The 25872-nt window shown below is 55.3% G+C and carries 22 protein-coding genes; 12 read left to right on the top strand and 10 right to left on the bottom strand.

Annotation, left to right across the window (positions count from 1 at the left end):
* Positions 1-44 precede the first annotated feature (44 nt).
* From IB212_RS19565 to zupT, 5 genes are all read right to left on the bottom strand, one after another.
* Positions 45-1088, bottom strand: coding sequence for a pilus assembly protein (locus tag IB212_RS19565; protein WP_041908085.1), 1044 nt, complete (start codon positions 1086-1088; stop codon positions 45-47).
* A gap of 2 nt (positions 1089-1090) precedes the next feature.
* The gene (locus IB212_RS19560) at positions 1091-1834 is read right to left on the bottom strand and encodes a molecular chaperone (RefSeq protein WP_181013165.1); all 744 of its coding nucleotides are present in this window, start codon (positions 1832-1834) and stop codon (positions 1091-1093) included.
* 6 nt (positions 1835-1840) lie between these two features.
* Positions 1841-4363, bottom strand: a complete 2523-nt coding sequence (locus tag IB212_RS19555; protein WP_041908089.1) for a fimbria/pilus outer membrane usher protein — start codon at positions 4361-4363, stop codon at positions 1841-1843.
* Between the two features lie 86 nt (positions 4364-4449).
* The gene (locus tag IB212_RS19550; RefSeq protein ID WP_041908091.1) at positions 4450-5016 is read right to left on the bottom strand and encodes a fimbrial-like protein; all 567 of its coding nucleotides are present in this window, start codon (positions 5014-5016) and stop codon (positions 4450-4452) included.
* Between the two features lie 451 nt (positions 5017-5467).
* The gene (gene zupT, locus IB212_RS19545; RefSeq protein ID WP_041908093.1) at positions 5468-6241 is read right to left on the bottom strand and encodes a zinc transporter ZupT; all 774 of its coding nucleotides are present in this window, start codon (positions 6239-6241) and stop codon (positions 5468-5470) included.
* Positions 6242-6371: 130 nt separating this feature from the next.
* Here zupT and ygiD point away from each other — a divergent pair, with 130 nt between their 5' ends.
* Positions 6372-7160, top strand: coding sequence for a 4,5-DOPA dioxygenase extradiol (ygiD, locus tag IB212_RS19540; RefSeq protein ID WP_041908095.1), 789 nt, complete (start codon positions 6372-6374; stop codon positions 7158-7160).
* Positions 7161-7197: 37 nt separating this feature from the next.
* Here ygiD and IB212_RS19535 read toward each other — a convergent pair whose 3' ends face one another.
* From IB212_RS19535 to tolC, 3 genes are all read right to left on the bottom strand, one after another.
* Positions 7198-8358, bottom strand: a complete 1161-nt coding sequence (locus tag IB212_RS19535) for a glutathionylspermidine synthase family protein (RefSeq protein ID WP_041908097.1) — start codon at positions 8356-8358, stop codon at positions 7198-7200.
* 2 nt (positions 8359-8360) lie between these two features.
* A complete protein-coding gene (locus IB212_RS19530; RefSeq protein ID WP_041908098.1) occupies positions 8361-9029 on the bottom strand; it encodes a DUF1190 family protein in 669 nt (222 codons plus the stop codon).
* Between the two features lie 161 nt (positions 9030-9190).
* Positions 9191-10669 carry an outer membrane channel protein TolC gene (gene tolC / locus IB212_RS19525; RefSeq protein ID WP_028014444.1) on the bottom strand — a complete coding sequence of 493 codons (1479 nt, stop codon included), beginning with the start codon at positions 10667-10669 and terminating at the stop codon, positions 9191-9193.
* Positions 10670-10873: 204 nt separating this feature from the next.
* Between tolC and nudF the strand changes: the two genes are divergently transcribed.
* From nudF to parE, 5 genes are read left to right on the top strand one after another with little or no spacing between them, the layout of a single operon-like run.
* The gene (nudF, locus tag IB212_RS19520) at positions 10874-11506 is read left to right on the top strand and encodes an ADP-ribose diphosphatase (protein WP_041908101.1); all 633 of its coding nucleotides are present in this window, start codon (positions 10874-10876) and stop codon (positions 11504-11506) included.
* Positions 11503-11925 carry a DUF1249 family protein gene (locus tag IB212_RS19515; RefSeq protein ID WP_003862516.1) on the top strand — a complete coding sequence of 141 codons (423 nt, stop codon included), beginning with the start codon at positions 11503-11505 and terminating at the stop codon, positions 11923-11925. The genes nudF and IB212_RS19515 overlap by 4 nt, the downstream gene beginning before the upstream one ends.
* 27 nt (positions 11926-11952) lie before the next feature.
* Positions 11953-12780, top strand: a complete 828-nt coding sequence (gene cpdA, locus IB212_RS19510; RefSeq protein WP_028014441.1) for a 3',5'-cyclic-AMP phosphodiesterase — start codon at positions 11953-11955, stop codon at positions 12778-12780.
* On the top strand, positions 12780-13361 hold the full coding sequence (gene yqiA, locus IB212_RS19505; protein WP_041908103.1) for an esterase YqiA: 582 nt from the start codon (positions 12780-12782) through the stop codon (positions 13359-13361). The genes cpdA and yqiA overlap by 1 nt, the downstream gene beginning before the upstream one ends.
* 28 nt (positions 13362-13389) lie before the next feature.
* Complete coding sequence (parE, locus tag IB212_RS19500) at positions 13390-15282, top strand: DNA topoisomerase IV subunit B (protein WP_028014439.1); 1893 nt, start codon at positions 13390-13392, stop codon at positions 15280-15282.
* Between the two features lie 525 nt (positions 15283-15807).
* Here the strand turns inward: parE and IB212_RS19495 are convergent.
* A complete protein-coding gene (locus IB212_RS19495) occupies positions 15808-17946 on the bottom strand; it encodes a TonB-dependent siderophore receptor (RefSeq protein WP_041908105.1) in 2139 nt (712 codons plus the stop codon).
* A gap of 384 nt (positions 17947-18330) precedes the next feature.
* On the opposite strand from IB212_RS19495, the gene IB212_RS19490 reads away from it, so the two are divergent.
* Genes IB212_RS19490 through IB212_RS19470 form a run of 5 tightly spaced genes read left to right on the top strand, consistent with a single transcriptional unit; the run spans position 18331 to position 22992 of the window.
* Entirely contained in the window at positions 18331-19143 is an 813-nt protein-coding gene (locus IB212_RS19490; RefSeq protein WP_041911954.1) for an ABC transporter ATP-binding protein, read from the top strand.
* On the top strand, positions 19140-20123 hold the full coding sequence (locus tag IB212_RS19485; protein ID WP_041908107.1) for an iron ABC transporter permease: 984 nt from the start codon (positions 19140-19142) through the stop codon (positions 20121-20123). The genes IB212_RS19490 and IB212_RS19485 overlap by 4 nt, the downstream gene beginning before the upstream one ends.
* Positions 20120-21160 carry an iron ABC transporter permease gene (locus tag IB212_RS19480; RefSeq protein WP_041908109.1) on the top strand — a complete coding sequence of 347 codons (1041 nt, stop codon included), beginning with the start codon at positions 20120-20122 and terminating at the stop codon, positions 21158-21160. Before IB212_RS19485 ends, IB212_RS19480 begins: the two co-directional genes overlap by 4 nt.
* Before the next feature lie 9 nt (positions 21161-21169).
* Positions 21170-22120 carry an iron-siderophore ABC transporter substrate-binding protein gene (locus IB212_RS19475; protein ID WP_041908111.1) on the top strand — a complete coding sequence of 317 codons (951 nt, stop codon included), beginning with the start codon at positions 21170-21172 and terminating at the stop codon, positions 22118-22120.
* Positions 22117-22992 carry a MurR/RpiR family transcriptional regulator gene (locus IB212_RS19470; protein ID WP_028014433.1) on the top strand — a complete coding sequence of 292 codons (876 nt, stop codon included), beginning with the start codon at positions 22117-22119 and terminating at the stop codon, positions 22990-22992. Before IB212_RS19475 ends, IB212_RS19470 begins: the two co-directional genes overlap by 4 nt.
* Before the next feature lie 40 nt (positions 22993-23032).
* Here IB212_RS19470 and IB212_RS19465 read toward each other — a convergent pair whose 3' ends face one another.
* Positions 23033-23872 carry an AraC family transcriptional regulator gene (locus IB212_RS19465; RefSeq protein WP_041908113.1) on the bottom strand — a complete coding sequence of 280 codons (840 nt, stop codon included), beginning with the start codon at positions 23870-23872 and terminating at the stop codon, positions 23033-23035.
* Positions 23873-24038: 166 nt separating this feature from the next.
* Between IB212_RS19465 and IB212_RS19460 the strand changes: the two genes are divergently transcribed.
* On the top strand, positions 24039-25853 hold the full coding sequence (locus IB212_RS19460) for a DUF2264 domain-containing protein (RefSeq protein WP_188245720.1): 1815 nt from the start codon (positions 24039-24041) through the stop codon (positions 25851-25853).
* Positions 25854-25872: the final 19 nt, after the last annotated feature.

Genomic DNA, 25872 nt, shown 5'->3' with positions numbered 1-25872 from the left:
ACTGATGTGAAAAAGCCGGGGAAACCCGGCTTTTTTGTATTTATTTACTCATAGTTTATCTTAAGAATAATGTCCTTGCTGAAGGGACCTACTTCAACCTCTCTGTTCGGGTTCTTCGTTAGCTTAGCCATATAATTATGGGTTACGATGGATGCCCTACCGTCTGGGAAATAGGTTGCAAAGGGATAATAGGTATTCATTAAGATATCCTGTCCTAAAGTTTCATCACGAATTTGCATTACTAAACCGTTACCCATATCGACGTGGCTGGTATCAAACAAATCATCTGTGTTAAAACTCATGGTCACATCAAACTGCTGTGAGCATGCCGCAGTCGCGTCGCGTATTGTCGACACGCTAAATGGGGCTTTTTGGTTGTTTACGTCGATGTTATTGACTTGGCCAAAATCGACAATTTGGTTTTCAGGGAATATCTGTATATCAACGCCACAGTCCAGAAAGTGAACATGATCGAGACCATCAATGTTATATCGGAGGTTTTTTGCATTAGAAGCGAGGTTCGCTCCACCCTCGCCGTCAAATTGAAGGACATTGACGCTGCCAAAGTTATAAACAGTATCCGGATCGTCAGGGAATGCCTTTAGTTTTACATATAAGCGGAAACGTGCAGGAAACGTGATGCTTTTCTGCATCGTGATGCCATTACATACCGGGTTATGCCATATACCATCATAGTATGGTTCGTATTTATCAAGACAGGCCCCGGTATCAATACCTTCATCATTCATCTCATGGTCTGCGCCGTTATAGGTAACGCCAAAAGTGAAATAGGGGTTATTTAATACATCCGCACTGTTCTTTGCAGATAGTTTTATCCATGCGAAGAGGTCTTCTGTCTGGTTGGTTTTGCTCCAGCCTGATGCATTATCGCAATAAACGGTTACGTTAACGTCAGAGCTTTCCCATATTTTGCTTCCGACGACCGCATTTGAAGGGACGGTAAAGCTTGGAAGGTTAGCGGTGTAAACCGTGGCACCGCCTTTATGATTTTGGTAGCAGTCTACCGCCCATGACGACGATGAAAAAAGCAGCAGCAATAAGCCCAGCAGTGAAGCGATCTTTTTCATTATTAGCCCTTTTTCACTATTTCGCTATGGCACACTGGCTGCACCGAAGTGCAGTTAATACTGAACATATTCAAACCGCCGTAATCGCCGATATAGCCAATCTGGAATTTGGCCGGGAGGTTTTTAAGGTCAGAGGTATTTTCGCTGAAAGGGGCTACCATAAACCCACTGGCGCCAGGTAAGAGGGTTTTACCGTCTGTACCGATGTAACCAACCGAGACGTGGTAAGGTGTTCTGTTTTTGATCGTTATGCCTGATGCGGTTCGGATGATATCCACTTTTTCCATAGGCACGGCTTGCCCTTCTTTAAGCACAATCGCCTTAGGACGCCAGAAAAGCTTCAGGCGGCTTTGCATCGCCAGTTGCATGACATTTTTCGCGTCTGAACGAGGGGGGATTTCGCGCATGTTGTAATAGAACAGACTCTCTCTGTCTTTAGGCAACTGAGCAAGCGTGGGTTGTCCCATCAGACGAATTTGGCTCTGCTCGCCAGCCTCCAGGCGCAGTAACGGAGGTAGAGGCGTAATGTATTCACGCGTCTTGACGCTGTTTTTATCTTCAATCCATGACTGAGCCAGGTAAGGCATGGTTTTACTCTGGTTAGTTAGTTTGACCGTGGTGCTCTTGTCCGTCTCATTAAAAATTATCCGCGTTCTGTCCGGTGAAACGGTGGCATGGGCGAGCGTGCTGAGACAGAGTAAACACAAAAATCCTTTTGCAATTAACGTTAATTTCATTTCATTCATCCTGAATTAATTTACTGATTTACAAGGTAAAATAATGGCTTTTCCATCGGCATTACTTTTATTCGGCGCTAAAATTTCGCAGTTGTTGCTACCCCACGTAAGTGTGAGTTCACTTTCATCCTGAAGACCGCTGAGGTAGACATAGCCGTCTTCAGCAACCAGGCCCGCATCTCTGCCTGTTGTTTTATCCACAACGTTGACACCTAACGGCGGAAAATGACCGTCTTGCAGACGGATAACACCCCAAATTTGATAACCTTTAGTGGCATTCATTTTGGCGTAACCAATAGCACCTTCAGTGAGCGTGGTACTGATCACTGAATTATTCACATCTACACCTTCCGGGAGATCGGCACTTTTCACGCGAATTGTAGAGGTGATGTAGTCGCTGACGGCGTTGGTAACCGCAATACCGTATCTGTTGGTGACAGTGCGGTTATCACTTAACGGGATATCAGCAATGCCGTCGGTATCAACCATCATGCGTGCATTGTTGCCGTTACTGTAATCATGCAGGGCCATACCGTGACGCGTTGCGGTTAAGGAGCCATTCCAGCCTGCCGTGAAAGAGTTGTAAAAGTTGGGCTGAATACTCCCCGTCATATTCAGACGGCCATAAGGAGAATAATGCTGGTAGCCACCGCGAACGGTCGGCTCGGCGTGACTAAAATCGCTATCCTTGCCGGATGCGGAAATATTCCAGGTATTGCTCCGGTCTGAAGAATCGTAGTACGAAGCCGTCTGTGTGAGGCTGCTATTGCCTGTTTTTTGCATGCTCCAGGAGGCGCTGCGGCTCTGCTCCAGTGGTACTGAGAAGGAAAGATAATATTGTGTCTCATCTTCTCCGTCCCACCTGGAGCGGCTAACTGAGAGCGACGCCGAAATACCCTGAAGGTTGCCAATATCAAAGTTACGGTTGACCGATACCGTGTAGTTTGTACTGGCTGTGTCGTCCCAATAAGTATTGCGCGTCAGGTTGAGATAGGCGTTCATTCCCAGCGAAGTGAAAAACTGGTTTAAAGAGAGAACATAGCTCTCTTTTTCATTACTGAGCGAATCATCACCGCTTCGCGACATTAAATACTCGTTCATAGTGACGTATTCTTTGTCAGAAAAACGATAGCCAGCAAACGTTACCTGGCTGCCGGTTTCTTCAAAGCGTTTAGAATAGTTTGCTCGATAGCTGTAGCCTCGCTGTTTGCCGCTATCCACATTGTGCAATGTTGCTTCAGCACGTGTGACATCAAATGACAGTGCGCCAAAGCTGTTCATGTTATAACCGATACCCGTTGTGACTGCCTGGTAATCATCGGCCGTCAGCAATGCTCCGCTGTAAAGCGAAATGTCACTCTTCCATCCCCACGAAAATTCTCCAGTCCAGAAGTAAGGATTGTTAACGTCGCTGTGGCCAACGCTTGTAGGCTTACCTGTCGAGGTTTTATAACGTACCTGACCTTTACGAGTCAGGAAGGGGATTGAAGACGAGCCGACCTGGAAGGTGTTTTTACGCCCATCCTCTTCTTCAACGGTAACATCGAGTTGCCCCTGGAAAGTATCGCCCAGGTCGGTGATGTTAAATGGACCAGGCGCGACGGTGGTCTGGTAAACCATTCTCCCATTTTGGGTCACGGTTACTTTGGCATTGGTCTGCGCGATGCCGGTAATCTGAGGAGCATACCCTTGCAAATCCGGGGGCAACATATTTTCATCACTCTCCAGTGAGAGCCCTGTGAAGTGGAACGTGTCGAAAATATCGGAATTGAGGTCGTACTGACCCAGAGTCAATTTGGCTGCCAATGATGGTATAGGACGGAATAAATAGGTGCGATCCAGCCCACTGTCACTGCTGTTGGTATGCCCATTAGTATATGATTTATCGTACTGGTAATCTGAGCGCAGACGCCATGCGCCCAGGTTGAACCCGAGTGTGCCGTAAGAGCTGATGTTCTGGTTTTTTTCGCCGCTATCAGGATCGTACTGACTTGCATAGACGTTGTAATCGAGTAAGGCACCCGCCACGCCATCGTCCCAGAATTCTGGAGGCGTCCAGTTTTTTGCCTGATACTTCATCCATGCCTGAGGCGCAGTGATGGACACAACCATATCCGCTTTATTCAGACCGATGATTAATTCAGGTTTTGCGCTGAGATCGAGACAACCCTGTGTATTAACAGGCTGAAGTTGTTGAATAAACTCATCAGCGAAACCAAATGAGCGCAAATCGCTCTGTGTAAGACAGACCTGAGAGCCGCTTTCATTGTCGGCTTTAATCCAGTCAAATGACCATAAGTTGGGAAGGCTTTTTTTGTTGATCTCAACGCGAGCGATGTACTGCCCTACAGGGATGTAACCTTTCTTTTCAAACTGGCTGAGGTCAATATTGCTTTTATCTTCAGTGTCAATCATGTCGGTGTTGAACTCTACCGACCAGGCAGGAGCTATGATTACACCTGCGACAATAATAGGGTGAATGATCTGTTTTATTAAAAGAGATAATACAGATATGGTCGGGTTTTTAATGTTGCGCATAAAATCCTTTTCTTTTAATAAAATAGACTATATAAGTCGGTAATTCCTTCACCGACTTATATTGCCCTAACGCTATTCGATAACGATTACTCGTAAGCCAGAATATAGTTAGCCTGGGTATAAACATCACCCGCAGTTGCAGTTTTGGTTGGTGATTCCATACGTGCTTTGAAATTCAGTTCCTGATACGCTTTACCTGCAACCAGGCTGAATACCTGCGCTACACCCATGTCTACGTTAGCTTTACCTTCGGTCAGGATACGTACGCCAACGTTTGATGCAGCACCGTAGTTACCTTCATAGGTATTTTTCAGCAGTTTAGTGGTCGCATCTTCGTTTGCAGAGTTAAAGGTTACTTTCGCTTTGCTGATAGTGGTTGGTGCTTCAGTGGTTCCGCCCGTCAGCGTACAGTCCTGCAGATGGATAGTAAAATCAACTGGCAGAGAGAACTTGCCACCGTTCAGCGCTGAATCCGCAACTTCACCCAGGTTAACCTGCAGGTCTTCATCGCCAGGCGCGATTGAGCAAGGTGCAGAGATAACTTCACCTTTAAACGTCACTTTACCATGACCTGCATCAGCAGCTGATGCATTGAAAGCTACGCCAGACAGAAGGGAAGCAGTAACAACGGCTAACAGTGTTTTGTTCAACATTTAATATATTCCTTTATAGTAATGAAGGTATGATTATCAATTTTAATTAACTGATATTGTTTTAGTGCAGCGAAGGGGAATATATCATTATTATTTGTGATTTCATTTTTAGAAAATTTAAAAAGAGCTTTAAGCTGAGATGTTTATATTCATAAGGATGATGATCATGCTCTGGAATGTATGTGTCAGGAGTGTATGAAAGTGAGGGTTTCTTAGGATTCCATCAAGAAAAGTGCGGGAATCAGACGTCCATCAGGTTATTATAATTGCTAAACGAATTGACTCTTTTTTTTTGCAAGATTAATGATTGAGTAAATAATTATATTTTTATCAAATGCAATTGCATGAAACAATTTCTTTCAGAATGTATTATAACTTAGACTAATTAATGTGTGTTATGACAAAAAAGACACATAAAGTTACACCTTCAATTCTGAAGGTGCTTTCCGTTTTAGCCGATACCTACAGTTTGTAATATCACCAGGCTCATTCCCATGATTGTCATGCCGCACAGCACGCCATAGCTCGGGTTATTATTCGGGTCGATCTCTTTCGCCAGCGGCATCAGCTCATCGACGGAGAGCGCAACCATGATCCCGGCGACGGCAGCCATAATTGCCGCCATCATGACAGGAGACACCAGGCTGCCGAGGATCAGCCACGCCAGTACCCCGCCGAGAATTTCGGCCATTCCGGAGATTCCCGCCCAGAAGACAGCAGTACGTTTTGAACCCGTGGCGGCATAAACCGGCCCGGCAACCGCAAGTCCTTCAGGAATATTGTGCAAGGCCACCGCCAGCGCCACGCCAAAGCCCATCTCCAGATTGCTGCTGGCCGTAACATACGTGGCGACCCCTTCCGGGAAGTTATGCAGACTGATACCCAGCGTCAGCAGGATGGCCGTTCGTTTTATATTACCCGCAATGGGGGTAACGCTTTTTTGCATTAAATCCTGAGGATGGGCGTGGGGCAGCATACGGTCGAGCGCAAAATAGCCCAGCAGGCCGACGATGAACATGCCGTAGCCGATCACCGGAGACATTCCCTCAGTGTGAAGCGCTGCGGGCAGCATCTCCATCAGCGAGATAAGCAGCATGATCCCAGCGGCGAAGCCCAGCGAAAACGCCAGAAGACGATTAGACGGTTTTTGCCCGAGCACGCCGAGGAACGCACCGATAAAGGTCGCGGCACCCGCAAGCACGGTCAAAATTAAGGGTACTGACATGCACTCTCCTTAAGGGATATCTTACGTTCAAATTTCCTGATGATGATCTTCACGGTTATCTGCGTTTATCTTCACCTGAATGCGCGTAATGTAGAACCATCAAATTGACACCTTCTCTAAGGATACCACCATGTCTTCTTCTCGTATGCCTGCACTGTTTTTAGGCCACGGCAGCCCAATGAACGTTCTGGAAGACAACGTTTATACCCGCGCCTGGCGTCATCTGGGGGAGACATTGCCGCGTCCGAAGGCGATTGTGGTGGTGTCTGCGCACTGGTTTACCCGTGGTACCGGCGTGACGGCCATGGAAGCACCTAAAACCATTCATGATTTCGGCGGCTTCCCGCAGGCGCTGTATGATACGCATTATCCGGCTCCCGGCTCGCCTGCGCTGGCACAGCGGCTGGTAGAGTTGCTCGCACCTGTTCCAGTGGCGCTGGATAAAGAAGCCTGGGGCTTTGACCACGGCTCGTGGGGCGTGCTGATTAAGATGTACCCGGATGCCGATATCCCAATGGTGCAGTTGAGCATCGACAGCACCAAACCCGCCGCCTGGCATCTGGAAATGGGCCGCAAGCTGGCAACCCTGCGTGATGAAGGCATCATGCTGGTGGCGAGTGGCAACGTGGTGCACAACCTGCGTACGGCGCGCTGGCATGGCGAAAACACGCCATACCCGTGGGCGAGCGCTTTTAACGCCTACGTCAAAGCGAACCTGACCTGGCAAGGCCCGGTTGAGAAGCATCCGTTAGTGAACTATCTGGATCACGAAGGCGGTTCGCTCTCTAACCCGACGCCGGAACACTTCCTGCCGCTGCTGTATGTATTAGGTGCATGGGATGGTCAGGAGCCGGTTACCATTCCGATTGACGGCATTGAGATGGGCAGTTTGAGTATGCTGTCGGTGCAGGTGGGGTAAAAACATGCCCGGTAAGCGTAGCGCCACCGGGCAAGTTTTATTCAACAAAAATATGCGGATAGAACCGTGACAGATCCTGCGTAATCAACGCGCGATCTTCGCGAATACCAATCCCGGCAGGTTGATCGTTAATAAGCCAGCTGCCGATCAGCGTATAGCTGTCGCCAAACTTCGGCAGTTGATAAAACTCCTGGACGATCATCCCTTCTTCACCGTACGGCCCTTCAACCGCTTCCAGCGTTTTACCGTTTTCGATAATGGAGACGTTCGCGCCTTCGCGGGAAAAGATAGGCTTAACGACGTATTTCTCCATCGGCGGGAACTCATCTTCGGCAAAGTAAGCTGGCAACAGGTTAGGATGGTTCGGGAACATCTCCCACAGCATCGGCAGCAGGGCTTTGTTGGAGATAATGCTCTTCCACGCCGGTTCCAGCCAGCGCACGCCCGCGTCTTCCAGCTTGGTGGAGAACATTTCACGCAGCATATATTCCCACGGATAGAGCTTGAACAGGTTGCTGATCACCTGATCCTGCATATCCGTAAACTGACCTTTTTCCCCCAGGCCAATATCTTCGATATAGAGGAATTCAGTCGCCACTTCCGCTTCGGCCGCGCAGTCCTGCAGATACTGAACCGTGCCCCTGTCTTCTTCCGTGTCGCGACAGCAGGCAAGATGCAGCAGATTGAAGCCAAACTGCTCCCGCAGTTCGGCGAAACGCTCAATCAGCTTTTCCTGCAGGCTGTTGAACTGGTCGCAACCTTCCGGCAGGTTTCCGGCGTTCATCTGATCTTCCAGCCAAATCCACTGGAAGAATGCTGCTTCGTAAAGAGAGGTCGGCGTATCCGCGTTGTTTTCTAAAAGCTTCGGCTCACCCACGCCGTCCCACGCCAGATCGAGGCGAGAGTAAAGCGAAGGTTGATTCGTTTTCCACGACTGACGGACGAAACTCCAGGTATGCTTCGGAATACGGAATTTAGTCATCAGCTCGTCGCTGTCGATGACTTTATCCACCACCTTCAGGCACATCTGGTGCAGCTCGGCCGTCACCTCTTCCAGTTTTTCCACCTGGTCGAGCGTCAGTTTGTAGTAAGCATCTTCACACCAGTACGGCTCGCCGTACATGGTGTGGAAGTTAAAACCGTATTCAGTCGCTTTTTCGCGCCAGTCCGGGCGCTCGGTAATACCGACTCGTTCCATGATCAGCCGCCCATTGAGCGAGTGGAAGTGCCTGTTGCACTACTACGCTGCATGCTGGTCTGTTTCGCCACAGACTCACCGAACCCACCGCGGGTGATGGTGCTGGTGGTCGCAGGCTTCGGCGCCATCGCGGTTTTCGGGACGGTCACGGTGCGGCCCGGGGTCGCTGCGCCATAGCCTTTGCCGCTGGCATCGGTATATTGACCATAAGCCGGGCTGGCCGGGTTTTTCGAGCTAAACAGCGGTTGCTGCTGATAGCCCGCACCGCCGCCCATCAGGCGGCCCATCATGTAGCCTGCCATTAATGGCATCCAGAAGCTGCCGCTGGACTGCGCCTGCGCCTGATTTTCCGGCGCAGTACCTGCCTGAGCTGGCGTCTGCTGACACTGTCCTTCACCAAATTCCGCCACGCAGTCTTCGCGTGAGGCATATTTCGGCGCGGTGCGTTCCGCTTCTTTCAGGGCGTTGGTGTAGGCGGTTTTACATTCTGCTGCCTGGCCGGTTGCGGCGGAGCAGTCGTCCGCGTTTTGATACAGCGAAACCGTTTCGTCGTTTTTCTCACAGCCTGCCAGCATAAAGACCGCGGTTACTGCCAGCGCAACAGGGGTGAGATGACGTGCGTTCCAGCTTTTGCGGAACGACGCGTGGTTAATCGTTTTTGTCCGTTTCATGTTTGTCTTCCAGGACCCAGTGGTAATAACGCTCAGGATAGTGGATGAGTGGTTGAAAATGAAGCGAAGAGGGGCGGAATCAGGGGGATCTTTACGTTGGCTTACGTTCGGGTGTGATTCAGCTGCGCCCTCTCCCGGTGAGAGAGGGCGTGATAACACTCTTAGTTACGGAACGGGTTAGAACCGCTGCTTGCAGGTGCCGTGCTACGCGCGGCCGCTGGCTGTGCGGCAGGGGCGCTGCCGTTAGCGTTGAAGTTATCAACGGCGGCAACCTGCTCCGGGTTCTCCGGCGCAACGCTGTCCGGCGAGGTAGAGACCGGTTTGCCCAGCGCGCTGTTCAGCATCTGCAGATCCTGCTCGTTCAGCGTACCGAGCGCCTGCTTGATGTTCAGCTGGTTAATCAGGTACTGGTAACGTGCGCTGGAGAGCTGCTGTTTCGCGTTGTACAGCGTGGTGGTCGCGTCGAGCACGTCAACGATTGTACGTGTACCGACCGAGTAACCCGCTTCCATTGCATCCAGGGAGCTCTGTGCAGACACAACGGCCTGTTTATAGGCGTTGATGCTACTGATAGACGCGTTCACGTTGTTGAAGGACGAACGCACGGTCTGCACCACGTTGCGGTGCGCGCTTTCCAGCTGCTCGCTCGCGCCAACAAAGTTGTACTGCGCCTGTTTCACCTGAGAGTTTACCTGACCGCCCTGGTACAGTGGCAGAGAGAAGCTCAGGCCCACTTTGTTCTGACCCATATTGCTGTCGTCATACTGGGCAGAATTGGTTTTAGAGCCGCTGTAGGTCGTGTCAGAAACGCCGGTGGACGCGCTCAGGCTCAGGGTTGGCAGATGGCCGTCCTGCGCCTGACGAATTTGCTCGCGGGCCAGGTCCTGGCTCAGACGCGCCTGCAGCAACGTCAGGTTGCGGTTTTCCGCCTCTTTCAGCAGGGCGTTAACGGCCTGCGGCTTATCCGTTTTGAAGCTGTCGACGTTCAGGGAAGCCAGCTCAGGATAGTAATTCCCGGTCACCTGGCGCAGGGATTCCAGCGCGTTGTCGAGGTTGTTACGCGCGGTCACTTCGTTGGCCAGCACGGTGTCGTACTGTGAACGGGCGTTCTGCACGTCGGTGATCGCCACCAGACCCACGTTGAAGCGCTGGGTGGTTTGATCCAACTGGCGGTAGATCGCCTGTTTCTGCGCTTCGGTGTAGGAGAGCGCATCAATGGCGCTCAGCACGTTGAAGTACGCGGTGGCAGTATTCAGGATCAGCGTTTGCTGGTCGGTCTGATAGGTCACATCCTGGATGCCCGCGCTTTTTTCCTGCAGGGTCAGGGCACGCCATTTGGACATATCAAACAGCGTCTGTGTTAATTGCAGTGAGGCGCTGGTAGCATTGGAGTTTACGCCGTTAGCGTCGCGGAAACCGTTGCTGTAGGTATAATCTGCACCTAACCCTAACTGCGGCAGCAGTGGGCTACGCGCTTCGTTAATCTTTTCAAACGCAGCATCACGATCGGCCGCTGATTTACGTAAATCAGGGTTGCCCAGACGTGCCTGCTGGTAGACCTGTAACAGGTTTTCCGCCTGGCTCATTGCACTGAAGCCCGTCAGGCTCAGGCCGATAAGGATGGGGAGCAATTTCTTCATTTGCATTCCTTGTTGTGAAGCAGTATTAGCGCTGATCTAATTAAAAAATAATTGCCGATTCTAACAGAATCATCCACACCAAAAGGTTGGCGTTACGTGCCATCTGGCGGTAATTTGCACCAATCTACCATATAGCCTTACAAACGGCAGCCAAACAGCCTTGAAATTCACAATTTCATCACCATTGCTACCAGGACTCGACTCATGCAAAAACCAGAAAAGATGCCCGTGACATTCGCCAAAAACGATGTAGAAATTATTGCACGAGAAACGCTTTATAGCGGTTTTTTTTCGATGGATCTTTACCGTTTCAGGCATCGCCTGTTCAACGGTGAAATGAGCGGCGAAATCAGACGTGAAATTTTTGAGCGCGGGCATGCGGCTGTCTTGCTACCCTTTGACCCAGTGCGTGACGAAGTCGTGCTGGTGGAGCAAATCCGCATTGCCGCGTATGACACCAGTGAAAGCCCGTGGCTGCTGGAGATGGTGGCCGGGATGATCGAAGAGGGCGAGTCGGTTGAAGACGTCGCCCGTCGCGAGGCGCTGGAAGAGGCCGGGCTGTTGGTAGGCCGCACAAAACCGGTGTTGAGCTATCTGGCGAGTCCGGGTGGCACCAGCGAACGCTTATCCATTATGGTGGGCGAAGTGGACGCCACGACCGCAGAAGGTATTCACGGTCTGGCTGATGAAAACGAAGATATTCGGGTTCATGTGGTGAGCCGGGAACAGGCTTATCAGTGGGTAGAAGAGGGGAAAATCGACAACGCAGCGTCTGTCATCGCCCTGCAATGGCTGCAGCTGCATTATCAGACATTACGAAACGAGTGGAAAAAATGAAGCGCTATACGCCTGACTTCCCAGAAATGATGCGCCTGTGCGAAACCAATTTCGCACAGCTGCGCCGCCTGCTGCCGAGAAACGACGCACCCGGCGAAACGGTAAGCTATCAGGTGAGCAACGCGCAGTATCGGTTAACGATAACAGAATCAACGCGCTACACTACGCTGGTGGAAATAGAACAAACAGCGCCCAGCATCAGCTACTGGAGCCTGCCGTCGATGACGGTGCGTCTCTATCATGACGCGATGGTCGCTGAAGTGTGTTCAAGTCAGCAGATCTTTCGCTTCAAGGCGCGGTATGATTATCCGAATAAAAAGTTGCATCAACGCGACGAAAAGCATCAAATTAACCAGTTTTTAGCCGACTGGCTAAGATATTGTTTAGCACATGGAGCAATGGCGATTCCGGTTTGTTAGCGTCATAAACCTACCTAAGGACACCATTTGGAAAGCCTGTTGAACCTGACTGTTGCTGGTGGGGCGCCAGTCAGGATATTACAAATCACCGATACCCACCTTTTTGCCGAAAAGCATGAAACTTTGCTGGGGGTTAATACCTGGGAGAGTTATCAGGCGGTACTGAGCGCCATTCACGCTGAACATCGCGACTGCGACCTGATTGTCGCAACGGGCGATTTGGCGCAGGACCAGTCCTCCGCGGCCTACCAGCATTTTGCTGAAGGCATCGCGAGCTTTAGCGTGCCTTGCGTCTGGCTGCCCGGAAACCACGATTTCCAGCCCGCAATGTACAGTTCCCTTCAGGATGCGGGGATTTCTCCGGCGAAGTGCGTATTTGCGGGTGAACAGTGGCAGATCCTGCTGCTGGACAGCCAGGTATTTGGCGTTCCGCACGGTGAATTAAGCGAGTTTCAACTCGACTGGCTGGAGACCAAACTGGCTGCCGAACCTGAACGTCATACGCTGCTGTTGCTCCATCATCATCCGCTGCCGGCAGGCTGCAGCTGGCTGGATCAGCACAGCCTGCGTAACTCCGCGGCGCTGGATAGCGTGCTGGCGAAATACCCGCGCGTGAAACACCTGCTGTGCGGACACATCCATCAGGAACAGGATCTCGACTGGAACGGACGCCGCATGCTGGCGACGCCGTCGACCTGTGTGCAGTTTAAGCCGCACTGCGCCAACTTTACGCTGGATACCATCGCGCCAGGCTGGCGCTGGCTGGAACTGCATGCCGACGGCACGCTGACCACGGAAGTCTGCCGTCTGGCAGGCGCAGAGTTCCGCCCGGATACCGCTTCAGAAGGCTACTGATGTCTACGCTCCTTTATCTGCACGGATTCAACAGCTCGCCGCGCTCCGCAAAAGCGACGCAGTTTCGCCAGTGGCTGAGCGAGCATCACCCCCACGTTGAGATGATTATCCCGCAGCTGCCGCCGTACCCGGCGGAGGCGGCGGAAATGCTCGAATCGATCGTGCTTGAACACGGCGGTGAATCCTTTGGCGTAGTCGGCTCATCGCTTGGCGGGTACTATGCCACCTGGCTCTCACAATGCTTTATGCTGCCCGCCGTTGTGGTTAATCCGGCGGTACGGCCATTTGAGCTGCTGAGGGACTTTCTTGGCGAAAACGAGAACCCCTACACCGGGCAGCAATATGTGCTAGAGTCACGCCATATTTACGATCTCAAAGTTATGCAGGTCGACCCGCTTGAAGCGCCGGATCTCATCTGGCTGCTGCAGCAGACGGGTGATGAAGTGCTGGATTACCGCCAGGCAGTGGCGTATTACGCCTCCTGCCGCCAGACTATAGAAGAGGGCGGAAACCATGCTTTCACGGGCTTTGAGGATCATTTCACCCAGATTGTCGATTTTCTTGGACTGCACAGCCACTGACAATCAATGCGAATTGCTAGTTTAAATCATGACGCAAACCTATAACGCTGATGCCATTGAGGTACTCACCGGGCTTGAGCCGGTTCGCCGCCGCCCGGGGATGTATACCGATACGACGCGCCCGAACCATCTGGGCCAGGAAGTTATTGATAACAGTGTGGACGAAGCGCTGGCGGGCCATGCCAAACGCGTTGACGTCATCCTGCACGCCGATCAGTCGCTGGAGGTCATCGACGACGGTCGCGGCATGCCGGTGGACATCCACCCCGAAGAGGGCGTGCCTGCCGTTGAGCTGATTCTCTGCCGTCTGCACGCGGGCGGTAAGTTCTCCAACAAGAACTATCAGTTCTCCGGCGGCCTGCACGGCGTGGGGATTTCCGTGGTGAACGCCCTGTCCAAACGCGTGGAAGTGAACGTCCGTCGCGACGGTCAGGTCTACAACATCGCGTTTGAAAACGGCGAGAAGGTGCAGGATCTGCAGGTTGTCGGCACGTGCGCTAAACGCAACACCGGCACAAGCGTCCACTTCTGGCCTGACGAAAGCTTCTTCGACAGCCCGCGCTTTTCCGTTTCTCGCCTGACGCACCTGCTGAAAGCCAAAGCGGTACTGTGCCCGGGCGTGGAAATTACCTTTAAAGATCACGTCAACAACACCGAGCAGACCTGGTGCTACGCCGATGGCCTGAACGACTACCTGTGCGAAGCGGTAAACGGCCTGCCGACGCTGCCGGAAAAACCGTTCGTCGGTAACTTTAGCGGTGATACCGAAGCGGTGGACTGGGCGCTGCTGTGGCTGCCGGAAGGCGGCGAGCTGCTGACCGAAAGCTACGTTAACCTGATCCCAACCATGCTCGGCGGTACCCACGTCAACGGCCTGCGTCAGGGACTGCTGGACGCGATGCGTGAGTTTTGCGAATACCGCAACATTCTGCCGCGCGGCGTGAAGCTCTCGGCGGAAGATATCTGGGACCGCTGCGCCTACGTGCTCTCCGTGAAGATGCAGGATCCGCAGTTTGCCGGTCAGACCAAAGAACGTCTGTCATCGCGCCAGTGCGCGGCTTTCGTCTCCGGCGTGGTGAAAGATGCGTTTACCCTGTGGCTGAACCAGAACGTTCAGGCGGCTGAGATGCTGGCTGAAATGGCCATCTCCAGCGCCCAGCGTCGTCTGCGTGCCGCGAAGAAAGTAGTGCGTAAAAAGCTGACCAGCGGCCCTGCGCTGCCGGGCAAGCTGGCGGACTGCACCGCGCAGGATCTCAACCGCACCGAGCTGTTCCTCGTGGAAGGGGATTCGGCGGGTGGGTCGGCCAAACAGGCGCGCGATCGTGAATATCAGGCGATCATGCCACTCAAGGGTAAGATTCTGAACACCTGGGAAGTCTCTTCAGACGAAGTGCTGGCCTCGCAGGAAGTGCACGACATCTCCGTTGCGATCGGCATCGATCCGGACAGCGAGGATCTGAGCCAGCTGCGCTACGGCAAGATCTGTATTCTCGCGGATGCGGACTCCGATGGTCTGCACATCGCCACGCTGCTGTGCGCGCTGTTTGTGAAGCACTTCCGCACGCTGGTGAAAAACGGTCACGTTCACGTGGCGCTGCCGCCGCTCTACCGTATCGACCTCGGCAAAGAGGTTTACTACGCGCTGACGGAAGAAGAGAAGGCGGGCGTGCTGGAGCAGCTTAAGCGTAAGAAGGGCAAACCAAATGTGCAGCGCTTTAAAGGGCTGGGCGAAATGAACCCGATGCAGCTGCGCGAAACGACGCTGGATCCGAACACGCGCCGCCTGGTGCAGCTGACGATCAGCGACGAAGACGAACAGCAAACCAACGCCGTGATGGATATGCTCCTCGCCAAGAAACGTTCGGAAGACCGACGTAACTGGCTGCAGGAGAAAGGGGATATGGCGGATATTGAGGCCTGATGCCCTCACCCTAACCCTAACCCTCTCCCACAGGGTTGAGGGATCCCCGCAAAATAATACCAGCACGGACGACCCCCTCTCCCTTGAGGGAGAGGGCTGGGGTGAGGGGGAACATACGGCTCTGGTGGTCATTCCGTTCACTTTATGTTCCTTGCTACTCTGTAAGGACATGACCTGTGAACGTGCCAGGGCGGCTCAATCGCCGCCGCCCTGGCGACCCGGGCTCCCGGCGGTAAATCGCCGCTTCGCGGTGCCTTCGGCTTATTCCTTCCGGCTTGTCGGGGGCGGGCGGAGGTAACGTCCCTGTAAAGCCCGCCCTCTCGGCGCATCCATGCGCCTCGCCCCGGCCGGAAGGCAAACGCCTCAGCGATTTACAGCCGGACCAGGACATCGCTGTAAGTTATTCATTTCTCTGAAGCAATGTTCATCGCTTCAGGAAAAAAATTACTGGTGATTCCTCAGCCCACAGGGAGAGGGAATGGATCGTAGGCCCGGTAAGCATTAGCGCCACCGGGCTTTTTTACATCAAAACTCCATCTTCACCGTAAACTGGACTTCGCGCGGGTCGCCAATCTGGTTGCCCAGGTTGTTGGTCGCAATCGACGACGTGTAGTAGGTCTTATCAAACAGGTTCTTCACGTTCACCTGCAGCGTCACCGGATACTGCAGCTTCATCTTATACGCCGCAAACGCATCCGCCACGAAATAGCCCGGCAGATAATAATCCGCACCGTTGGTCGCCGAGCGGCGGCTTACGCCGTGCCCGCCGCCGCCGAGCGTCAGAGTATTTCCGGCAAACGCATTATGAATGTCGTACGTCAGGAACAGGGAGCCGGTATGGCGCGGCACGTTCGGCAGCGGTTTACCCGCGTAATCCGGGTCCTCAAGTACCTTCGCGTCGGTATAGCCGTAGCTGGCGATAATGTTAGTGTTCTCGGTCAGTGACCCGGCAAGATCCACCTCCACGCCCTGAGAGCGCACGCGGCCCGCGGTTTTGGCGATGGTTTCGCCCCCGATGCTTTCGGTATACAGCACGTTGCGTTTGTGGATATCAAACAGCGCGATATTGGCGGTAATGCCGTCGAGCAGATCGAACTTTGCGCCTACTTCGTACGCGTTTGAGGTTTCCGGCGGCAGGTCGCCAATGTAGCTCGCAATGGATGACTGCGGCATAAACGTCTGCGAATAGTTGGCAAACAGCGAGACTGCGGGCGTCAGTTTGTAAACCAGCCCCAGCTTCGGCGTCCACTGCTCGTCGCGGCTGTCGGTATTGACGTTAAACGGACGACCTTTGCCCGCGTACTGGGTGTAATACTGGTAGCGCAGCCCGGCGACGGCAATCCATTTATCCGTCAGGTACAGGGCATCCTGGGCGTAGGCCGAGTAGCTCTCCTGCTTGAGCGTCTGGTCGCTGTCAGCGGCGGAGACGGTTGTACACTCGTCGAGTTTGCCGTAAACCGGATTATAGATATTGAAACCTTTGACGTTCTTACAGCGCATCATGTCCGTGCGCAGCAGATCGTAATTTTCATACGACACGCCGGTGAGGATCTCATTATAAAAGCCCGCGATATCCACGTTGCCCTGCAGATCCGCACGGGTGCTGTGCATGCGCTGGGTCGAGCCCTGGGTTGCATCCACCCGGCGGGTCAGGGTGCCGGTTTTTGAATCGTAGGCCATGACGCGGGCCTGGTTGTCACTGTATTTATCCTGGCTGTAGCTGTAGTCGAACTTCGCGGTCCACTGGCTGTTGAGGCGGTATTCCGCGTTAAGCTGAGCGAGATCGGACTGCCCGTCGGTCACATTAAACGGCTCGTCAAAGCGGGTTTTGCGATCGACGTCGACGGCCTTTTTAGTGTTGAGATCGAAGATCGTTCCGCGATCGAACGGCGTCTTATAGTCGCGATGCGAATAGAGCACGCTCACGGTGGCATCGTCGCCGAACCAGGTCAGCGACGGGGCGATAAAGGTGCTGCGTTCGTTGCCGAAGTTGCGCCAGTAATCCTCGTCCTGATACTCGCCCGTGAGGCGATACGCCAGGCGCGTGCCCTCAATCGGACCGGTGACATCGATCTGTCCGGTGCCGCCGCCAAAGCTGGAAGAGGTGGCAGAAATCGAGCCACCGAAGATTTTCTCCGGGCGCTTCGTGACGACGTTAATCAGGCCGCCCGGATCGAGAATGCCGTACAGCGTTGAGGCCGGGCCTTTCAGCACCTCCACGCGTTCGGTTGCGGCGTTAAAGCTGCGCGGCAACACGGTGCGCAGGCCGTTGGTCATGATCGAGCCGTCGCGGTTTGCGCCAAACCCGCGGCGTACGAAGGCATCCTGCGTACCGCCCAGGGTGTTGGTCTGCACCACGTTGCTGACGTTATAGAGCGCTTCATCGAGCGTGGTGGCGTGCTGATCCGCCAGCACCTTATCGCTGACGGTATTCACCACCTGCGGGATATCCAGCATCGGCATGTTGGTCAGCGTGGCGGTGGAGGTATTCAGCGGCTGGTAGCCGTTGGTGGCCTCCGCCGTAGCATTTGGATCGGCGGTGACGGTAAGCGTTTCGCCGTCTTTAGCCGTGGTGTCTGCTGCCTGCGACAGCGGCGCCATAAACAGCAGTGAAAAGAGCGCGCGCCCTTTTATCCCAGAGAGTGAAGGTGTGAACGTAGCCATTACAACTGTTATCCCAATATATCCGTGAAGGTGCTTCACGGAAGAACCTGTGAGTCATTGCCCTTTATGGTCTGCCCGTTAGCCAGAACTGGCATCGAACATGTAATTGAGAATCATTCAATCATGCGGGAATGTAGTAGTAAATGAAAAAAGCTAAAAATCGGCTACATCTCTGAAACGTAACGGAAAAGCACAGGGGTAATCAATTAATTAATTGAAAATTAAGTCTTTATTGTTTTACCGGCCAGTGTAGTAGCACACCGTTACCCCTGGTTTTTTCAGGGTGTTTCTTCCCTTGACTACTACATGGCGCGGCCTCAAACTCTCAAAAGAGAATGATTTTTATTTATATTTGTTTCCCTTTTTTATTACGTTGGCATGCACGTGGCTCACAACACGACAAAACCGGGTCTGGTTCTGGAGAATCTTTCTGCCGGTTATCAGAAAAAAATCATCGTTGATGATATTTCCCTTGCGATCCCCCAGCAGAAAATCACCGTTCTGGTGGGGGCGAACGGCTGCGGAAAATCCACGCTGCTGAGTACCATCGCGCGTTTGCTTCAGCCGCTTGGCGGCGCGGCGGTTCTCGACGGCAAGGCGATCCACGCGCAGCCGACGAAAGCCGTCGCCCGCCAGCTTGGCATCCTGCCGCAGTCTCCGCTGCTGCCGGAAGGGTTAACCGTCTTTGAACTGGTCTCGCGCGGGCGTTTTCCCTGGCAGAACGTTATGCGCCAGTGGAGCGACGAGGACGAGCAGGCGGTGGAGGAGGCCCTGCGCCTGACCGGCACGGCCGAGTTTGCCCACATGCCCGTCGAAAGCCTGTCCGGCGGCCAGCGTCAGCGCTGCTGGATCGCCATGGCGCTGGCGCAGCAAACGCCCTATATCCTGTTGGATGAACCCACCACGTTCCTCGATCTCCGCTATCAGGTGGAGATCCTCGAACTGCTGCATACGCTGACGCGCGAGCACGGACGTACCGTGGTGGTGGTGCTGCACGATCTCAACTTCGCCGTGAGCTACGGCGATTCGCTGGTCTTTTTACGCCAGGGAAAAGTCGAGGGCGTACTGCATCAAGGGGACGCCTGCACGCCGGAGCTGATTAAAGCGGTGTTTGATGTCGACGTGCATATGTCCATCAATCCGCTGACCGGTAAACCGTTCTTTATGCCGTTTCGCCAGGTCGCAAAAAAGCCATGATGCGCACCTCTCTGGCTTTCCTGATGTTCGCCCTGCTGCTTGCAACGGGCGCGATTGCCCATCTGGGGATCGGCGCCCGCTTTATCGCCCCGCAAACGGTGGTGGAGGCCATCCTCCACTTCGATCCGCGCAATTTCGACCATAACATCATCATCAAGCTCAGACTGCTGCGTCTCTGCGCCGCGATGGTGACGGGGGCCGCGCTCGGCGTGGCGGGCGTGCTGCTGCAATCCACGATCCGCAACCCGCTCGGCGAACCGCATATTCTGGGGCTCAACGCCGGGGCGGCGCTGGCTGTGGTGCTGACGAGCGCGCTGGGGATGACGCTGCCGTTTGGGCGCCCGCTGATTGCCGCCGCCGGAGCCGCGGCGCTGTTTCTGCTGGTGCTCACGCTCTCCTCGTCCGGACGCACCGGGCTTACACCGATGAAGGTCACGCTGTGCGGCGTGGCGATGTCGGCGTTTGCCTCGTCGATTACCGCCACGGTGCTCATCCTCGATGAACAGACGCTGCTCGCCATGCGCACCTGGCTGGCGGGGGATTTAGCGGGGGTCAGCGGTGAAACGATTGCCGCTGCCCTGTGGGTGGCTGGCGTGGGCTTTGCGCTGGCGCTCTGGCTGTCGCCCTCGCTCAACATGCTGGCGCTGGGCGACAGAATGGCGCAGGGGCTTGGCGTATCGCTGCTGAAAACCCGACTGCTTGCCCTGATGGCCATCGCGCTGCTCTGCGGTGCGGCAGTCTCCCTCGCCGGGCCGATCGGCTTTATCGGCCTCGTGGTGCCTCAGCTCGTTCGCCGTCTGGTGTCGGTCGATCTGCGCGTGATGGTGCCGCTGTCCGCCCTGTGCGGGGCGCTGGTTCTGCTGCTGGCGGATATCGCTGCCCGCACGCTCTTTTCGCCCTGGGAGCTGGCAACCGGCATCATGACCGCGCTGGTTGGCGCCCCGGTCTTTATCTTCATGGCCTCGAGGATGTTTAAATGAACCGCGCCGGACTGCGTGCGCTACGCGTTGGCACCTTCTCGGCGCTGGTCCGCCCAAAGGCGCTGGTATGTCTGGTCATCCTGACGCTGGCCGCCTGCCTGCTGACGGGGTTTGGCCTGACGCACGGCTCTCTGCCCATCCCCACTTCCGCCATCGGGCGCGCGCTGTTTTATCCAGAAACCCTGACGTCAGAGACGCGCTACATCGTGATGGATATCCGCCTGCCGCGCCTGCTGATGGCGGCGCTGTGCGGTGGGATGCTCGGCATGGCGGGGGCGGCAATGCAGTCCATTACCCGCAATGGCCTGGCCGATCCGGGGCTTATCGGGGTGAAAGAGGGCTGTAGCGCGGCGGTACTGCTGCTGATATTTCAGTTCCCGGCGCTGGGCCTGGCCTGGCGGCCGCTGGTTGGCATGGCCGGGGGGATGCTCACCGCGCTGCTGGTGGTGGTCCTGGCGCGCGATATCTCACGTCCGCGATTCATCCTGATCGGCATCGGCGTGTCGTGGGTCTTTGCCGCCGCAATGGGCGTTTTTATGACCACGGCGGACGTGCGCGACGTGCAGACGGCGATGCTGTGGCTGGCGGGCAGCCTCCATGCGGCAAACTGGACGCTGGTCTGCATTGCCGCTGCCTGGGCGCTTCCGGCGTTTGCGCTGCTGCTGTTTACCGCCCGCGCTGCGGACGTGGCGCTGCTTGGTAACCACACCGCAGCGGGCCTTGGCGTGCGCACAAACCGGCTGGCGCTTCTAAGGGTTCTCGCCCCAGTAGTGCTGACGGCGGCCTGCGTCTCCTGCGTGGGCAGCATTGGTTTTGTCGGGCTGATTGCGCCGCACATGGCGCGCCTGCTGCTCCGCGGCGGGCAAACGGCGCTCCTGACGGGTAGCGCCGTGCTGGGGGCGCTGCTTGTGCTACTGGCGGATAACGTCGGGCGGCTGGCATTCCTCCCGCTGCAGCTGCCAGCGGGAATTGTGATTTCACTGATTGGCGGACCGTTTTTCCTGCTGCTGCTCTGGCAGCGTCGGGACAGATTTTAGGGGATTAACATGCGCATACTGTTTTCATTGCTGTTGCTGGTGGGGTTTGCGGCGAGCGCGACCGAGCCGACGCAGACGTTTACTGACGATCTGAACCGTAAGGTGGTGGTGCCGGTGCATCCGAAAAGGATCGTCTCGCTACACGACCTGGACATCACTATTCCGCTGATTGAGCTTGGCGTGCCGCCGGTGGCGAGCCATGGCCGCACCCGGCCGGACGGCAGCCATTTTCTGCGCTCCAGCGGCATGTTGACCGGCGTCGACTTCGATAATTCCGACATCAAGTTTATCGGCACTGCGGATATCGACATTGAAGCCATCGCCGCCGCAAAGCCTGACCTGATCGTTACCGAGCCGACGCGCAATACCCCGGTGGAACAGCTGGAGAAAATTGCCCCGACGGTGAGTATCGATCATCTCGACGGCGGCGCGCCGGAGATCTACCGCAAGCTGGCGCAACTGACGGGCACGCAGGCGCGGCTCAAGGTTCTGGAGCGGCGCTATCAGGAGCAAATTAAGGCGCTGAAAGCGACTATTGATACCCGCAAAGTGAGCGTGTCGGTGATTCAGGCCAATCAGGGGAAAATCAATGCCATGCACAGCTATCACTCGCTGGGCCGCGTGCTGCGTGATGCCGGGTTCACCTTCCCGCCGCTGATTGAGTCCATCCCGGAAGGGGGACGCATTGACGTCAGCGCCGAGCGGCTGCCGGAGCTGGATGCGGATTTCGTTTTCGCCACCTGGCGCGGGGATACGGGCGGCAAACCGCAGGATGAGCTGGCGGCGATGGATGCGGTGATGCCGGGCTGGTGTCAGTTCCTGAATGCCTGTCGGACCGGACATTACGTGCTGATCTCGCGTGAAGAGGCCATCTCGAACTCGTTCGCCTCGTTAGGGCTGATGGCCGCGCAGGTCCAGTCGCAGATTGCCGGACGTCCGTTGCCGGAGGCGTCACGATGAGCCGTAAAGTTGATCTCTTCGGCGACCGCCTCCGCTCCCGGTCGCACCAGCTCACGCCGCGCCTGCTGCAGGTGGCGCGCTATATCAATGAAAATCGTGAAGCGGTGATGGAGCAGACGGCAATGGAGATCGCGACGCTGCTGAAAACGTCGGACGCCACCGTCGTTCGCGCCATCCAGGCGCTGGGTTTCGCCGGGCTGCGCGATCTCAAGCAGACGCTGGAGCAGTGGTTTGGGCCGGTCGTGACCTCCAGCGAAAAGATCTCCACCACGGTGAATACGCTGACCAGCGACGTCAATGCGAGCATTGATTTCGTGCTGGAGGGGCATCAGCATACGTGTGAAGTATTGTCTGAACCCCACAACCGCTTCGCGATGGCGCAGGCGGTCTCGCTGCTGGCGCAGGCGAGGCAGGTTGCCATATTTGGGATTGGCGCGTCCGGCATTCTGGCCGACTACACCGCCAGGCTGTTCAGCCGGATGGGGCTACCCGCCACGCCGCTTAACCGCACCGGAATAGGGCTGGCCGAGCAGCTGATAGGTCTCCAGCGCGGGGATGTGCTGATCATGATGGCGCAAAAATCCGCGCATCGGGAAGGACAGACCACGCTGCGCGAAGCGAAACGGCTGGGGATCCCCACCATTTTGCTCACCAATGCCACCGACTCGCGATTCAGCAAAGAGGCCAGCGTGGTGATCCACGTTCCGCGCGGCGGCGAGAAGGGCAAAATCCCGCTCCACGGCACGGTGCTGCTGTGCCTGGAGATGATTGTTTTATCCGTCGCCTCCACCGAGCCGCAGCGCACCATCAAGTCGATGAAGCGCATCAACGAGCTTCACCGTGGGCTAAAGCCGGGCAAGAAAAGCAGTTGATTGTCTCCCTCTTCCCGCGGGAGAGGGGCGGGTGAGGGTGTCATACCGCACGATGGTTTTTCCGGTACTGCAGCGGCGTCTCACCAATCCCCTTCTTAAACGCGCTGATAAACCAGGTCACGTCAGAAAATCCCACCCGCGCGGCAATCTCCCGCACGCTCGCGTCACTGTGCAGCAGGCATTCGCACGCCTTACGCAGGCGGAGCGTGTTCAGGTAGTGGTGGATTTTCTCCCCCGTCTCCGCATGAAATTTTCGCGACACGTAGCTGCGCGATCTGCCCAGTTCCGCTGCCAGCGCGTCGAGGCGGAATTTCTCCTGATAATGCTCGTCCAGCCAGAACATCACCTGGCTGGCGATCCCCGTGCTGCTGCCCGGTGCGCCGGTACGATCGTCAGGCAACATAGCAAACAGGCTAATCAGCAGCCCGGCGATGCTTTCGCTGCTCATCGGCGGCGGATAACAGCTGAACAGATGATCGACATGGCTGTGGCAGTGTGCCAGGTCAACCACCCACGCCTCTGAGCCGCGACGCGAGAGTTTTTCCAGCCGCTGCTGCGTGTGCGGAAAATCACGCAGACACTTCAGCACCGCATGGTGGTCGAGGTGAATAATCGTGCGCCGGTAAATCGCTTCCGCCTGTTCGTCTACCCTGACTTTATGCAGGGTGAACGGCGGAAAGAAAAACAGGCGTCCGGGGCGCATGGTGTAGTGACGGTTATCGACAATCGCGACGCCAAACCCTTCTTCCACATAGAGAATTTCAAGACACTGATGCCAGTGGTGGTAACGCACCGTGTTAGCAAACAGGCGGCTGAACGACGCTACGGTGTCGTTTAAGGTAATGAGCTCAAGACGATCGGTTATGGGCGCGTCATGCATAGTGCAATAAAACTCAACTTTTCCCCGTCAGAAGAGATTTATAAACCACCTTTTTAAATTTTATCAACCGCAGGTTTATCGAACGTTCTCACCTGTGACGTGGCTAACATTTCTCCACCTTACGCATTCACTATGCTTGGCCGCAGTTGATGACGAGGGTGGAACTATGCGGGCGGAAAGCGAAGAAAAATCAAATCTGTTGTCTTCACGCCAGGACGTCGTGGCGTCTCTGAATACCTTACTTGGCGCGCTGGATAAGCAGTTTCCGGTAAATCATTCGCGGTTCTCGCTGGGTGATACCTGCGCGCACTACGCGACGGATATCGCGCAGATGGAGGGGCTCTCCCGCGCGCTATGGGGGCTGTTTCCGCTGTTGGCTTCGGGCGATGCTTCGCCGTTTAGCGAGAAGTACATGCAGGCCATCAGGATCGGCACCGATCCGCAAAGTCCGGGCTACTGGGGCGAAACCGGTCCGTACGATCAGCGTCTGGTCGAGATGGCATCCTACGGTCTGGGGCTTTCCCTGCTGGGGAATAAACTCACCGATTGCTTCAGCGTGCGCGAGGTAATGAACCTGCACGCGTGGCTGAATCAGATTGCCGACGCGCAGATGCCCGACAGCAACTGGAACTACTTTGCCATTATGGTCCAGCTGGGCTTCAAACGCGCCGGGCTGCCGTACGATCAGGCCGCCATCGACCATCGGTTTGCGCTGATGGAGGCCTATTACCTGGGTGACGGCTGGTATTCCGACGGCGCGGGTCGCCCGAAAGATTATTACATCTCCATGGCGTTCCACTTCTACGGCCTGATTTACGCCACTTTAAGCGGCGACGAGGCGAGGGCAGAAGTGCTGCGCGAGCGCTCGCGTCTGTTTGCGGAGGACTTTATCTACTGGTCCGCCGCGGACGGCGCGTCGGTACCGTTTGGCCGCAGCCTGACCTACCGCTTTGCGATGGTCGCCTTCTGGAGCGCGGTTGCCTTCTCTGAACTTGACGTGTTCACGCCGGGTATTGTGAAGGGCATTATCCTGCGCCATCTCCGCTGGTGGCAGCAGCGGACAATTACCGACCGGGACGGCATTCTGACCCTCGGTTTTGCCTGTCCGAACCTCGCCATGTGTGAGGACTATAACTCTCCCGGCTCGCCCTACTGGGCGCTAAAAAGCTACCTGATTCTGGCGCTGCCGGAGACGCATCCGTTCTGGCAGGCAGAAGAACAGCCGCTGCCCGCGCTGGCGGAGAAGCACGTCATCCCGCACGCGCAGCAAATCCTAATGCATTCGACGAACTCTCAGCACGTCACCATGCTCACCGCCGGTCAGCTGGAGCTGAACAACTACGTCAACACCGAAGCGAAATACACCAAATTTGCCTACTCCAGCCGCTTTGGCTTCACCATTGAGCGCGGGCGCTTTGGCCTGAAGCATGCGGCCTGTGATTCCATGCTGCTGCTGGCGGACGGGGATAACTATTTCCGCGGCCGTCGCGAGTGCGACGCGGTGCGGGTGGATGAAAACTACATCTATTCACGCTGGTCGCCGTGGCACGACGTGCGCATCGAGACCTGGCAAATCCCCTTCGGCGAGTGGCATTTGCGCCTGCACCGCATCAACAGCGCGCGCACGCTGCAAACGGCGGAGGGCGGTTTCGCCGTGATGAAAACGGAGCACCAAATCCGCGCGCGCGGCAGTTATCTGGCGGCAGAGAACGGCAGCAGTGCGATTGTCGATCTATCGCCTTTCATTGAACGCACCCCGGACAGCATCGTCACGCCGCCGAACAGCAGCATCATGTTCCCGGAGTGCGCCTCCATTCCGCTTTTAAAAACCGATCTCCATCCGGGAGAGCGCTGGCTCTGCTGCGCCGTCATTGCCAGTGAAAAACAGAACGTTGCGGCCGCGCCGCAGCTGGATATGAACCATAACCGGGTCGTAATCCGCGACCCTGGAGGCGAACGTCTGCTGTCGTTCACGTTATAAAAATTCTGACCCTACACCT

This window comes from Enterobacter sp. E12, assembly GCF_014596715.2.
Lineage (GTDB): Bacteria > Pseudomonadota > Gammaproteobacteria > Enterobacterales > Enterobacteriaceae > Enterobacter > Enterobacter bugandensis.
The sequence above is the reverse complement of the archived record's forward strand: the minus strand, read 5'-3'. Positions and strand labels throughout refer to the sequence as shown.